Annotated in this window: 1 protein-coding gene; it reads left to right on the forward strand. The window is 68.5% G+C overall.

The features are described from left to right. Window positions 1–68: 68 nt before the first annotated feature. The coding region (locus ACYVDE_RS23505; RefSeq protein ID WP_460503953.1) for a hypothetical protein at window positions 69–1,180 on the forward strand (1,112 nt) is incomplete at its 3' end.

Genomic DNA, 1,180 nt, shown 5'->3' on the forward strand with positions numbered 1-1,180 from the left:
CCCCTGGCCCAGCGCATGTACCTGGCCCAAGTCAACTCCCACTACCTCGGCGCCCCCGACCACCTGCCATGAGCCCGGCCACCCGTTTCCCCCGCAGCACCCGCCCCCCGGCCGACCCGACCACGAAGGCCACCGGCACGCCCGGCCTGCTGCCGCGCATCGACAACCCGCTCGATGCCCTGTTCCCCGTCACGGATGCCATGTGGGCCTCCATGCAGCACGAATACACCCACGGCCGCGAGAAAGGCCAGACCACCCACGTGCCGTTCATCGACAAGCACTTCACCTGGATGCCGGGCTACACCAACGTCATCACCGGCTGGCCCGGCCACGGCAAAACCGAGCTCTACTACCAGCTGCTGCTCTACCGGGCGGTGTTCGCGGGCAAGAAAACGGCCATCTACTCCCCCGAGAACGGCCGGCCCCAGGACATCTACGACGGGCTGATTCACTCGCTGACCAGCCGCAACCCCGACCGCGACTGGGCCCGCAAGCTCTCGCTGCGCGACTACGCCCTGGCCAAGGACTTTATCCGCGAGCACTTCGTGGTGGTGAGCCCACCCCGGGGCATGGGCAAGACGCCGGGCCACATCCTGGCCTACTTCGAGGCAGCCATCGCCCACTACGGCGTCGACCACTGCATGTTCGACCCCTGGAACAAGGCCGACCATTCGGCCCAGGTGAGCATGGGCGGCATCGAGGCCTACCTCATCGGCGTGCTCGACATGTGCACGAGCTGGGCGGCCGACACTCGCCAGCACCTGCTCATCACGGCCCACCCGAAGCGGCTCGAGGGCATGGCCTTCGGCAACTCCCGCGCCGTGCCCGACGGGGCGGCCATCAGCGGCGGCCAGACCTGGGAGAACATGGCCCTGGTCATCGGCGCGGTGCACCGCCCCCACAAGCACGTCGAGGGCGACACGTCGGTCGAGCTCTACTGGCACAAGGTCAAAAGCCACAAGCTGGTGGGCCACCCTGGCTCGGTGGGCACTGTCGCCCCGGGCGAGTCCACGCCCGCCGTGCACGTCACCTTCGACTGGCAAACCAACCGCTATTACTTCAACGGCTGGACGCCCTTCAACAACCCACTGGCCTACGAGGTGTGGGGCGGCAGCTACGAGGAAGACCGTCCGGCCCAGCGCCACCTCGCCGAGCCGGAAGCCCCCGGCGCGCAGGCCCC

The sequence above is a fragment of the Hymenobacter agri genome, from assembly GCF_054778495.1.